General features: G+C 74.6%; 1 protein-coding gene. It reads right to left on the bottom strand.

What is annotated here, in order from left to right; genetic code table 11:
- On the bottom strand, positions 1 to 1,111 hold a 1,111-nt coding region (gene nagA, locus ABTY61_RS41910; protein ID WP_350510504.1), incomplete at its 3' end, for an N-acetylglucosamine-6-phosphate deacetylase.
- Positions 1,112 to 1,114: the final 3 nt, after the last annotated feature.

Below are 1,114 nucleotides of genomic sequence, written 5' to 3'. Positions count from 1 at the left end.
CCCAGCGGCCGCGGCGCATCACGGCGACCAGGTCGTAGCTGTCGGAGTCGACCACGACCAGGTCGGCGAGCTTGCCGGCCTCCAGCGAGCCGATCGAGTCGGCGAGGCCGAGCAGCCGGGCCGGGGTGGCGCAGAGCGACTCGACGGTCTGGGCGAGGGTCAGGCCGTTCACGGTCACCGAGCGCTTGAAGGCCACGTCCAGGGTGAGGGTGGAGCCGGCGATCGCGCCGCCCTCGACCAGCCGGGCGACGCCGTTCTCGACGCGGACCTGGAGGGGGCCGAGGGGGTAGAGGCCGTCGCCCATGCCGGCGGCGCCCATGGCGTCGGTGATCAGGGCGACGCGGCTGGGGCCGGCGGTGCCGTAGGCGAGGTCGAGGACGGAGGGGTGGAGGTGGACGCCGTCGTTGATGAGTTCGACGGTGACGCGTTCGTCCTCGAGGAGGGCGACGATGGGGCCGGGGGCGCGGTGGGCGATGCCGGGCATGGCGTTGAAGAGGTGGGTGGCGACGGTGGCGCCGGCCTCGATGGCTTCGAGGGTGGTGGCGTAGTCGGAGTCGGTGTGGCCGACGGCGGCGATGACGCCGAGGTCGGCGAGCATGCGCACGGAGTCGAGGCCGCCGGGGAGTTCGGGGGCGAGGGTGACCATGCGGGCGTGGCCGCGGGCGGCGTCGACGAGTTTGCGGACCAGGGCGGGGTCGGGGTTGCGCAGCAGGTCGGGGCGGTGGGCGCCGCAGCGGTTGTGGGAGATGAAGGGGCCCTCGAAGTGGATGCCGGCGAGGGTGCCGTCCTCGACGAGTTCGGAGAGGACGGCGGCCTGGCGGGTGAGGTCGTCGATCTCGCCGGTGACGGTGGAGGCGACGGTGGTGGTGGTGCCGTGTTCGAGGTGGGTGCGGGCGGCGAGCAGGGCCTCCTCGGCGATGCCGGAGGCGTAGGAGGCGCCGCCGCCGCCGTGGACGTGCAGGTCGACGAAGCCGGGGAGGACGGTGTGGCCGGCCAGGTCGAGGTCGCCGGGTCCGGACTGCCCGCCGAGGCCTGCGATCCGGGTGCCTTCGACGGTCAGGCGGTCGCCGTCGACGACGCCGCCGGGCAGGACGAGCCGGGCGCCGGACAGGGC

This window comes from Kitasatospora sp. NPDC096128 (genome assembly GCF_040303105.1).
In the GTDB taxonomy this organism is placed as follows: Bacteria; Actinomycetota; Actinomycetes; order Streptomycetales; family Streptomycetaceae; genus Kitasatospora.
The sequence above is the reverse complement of the archived record's forward strand: the minus strand, read 5'-3'. Positions and strand labels throughout refer to the sequence as shown.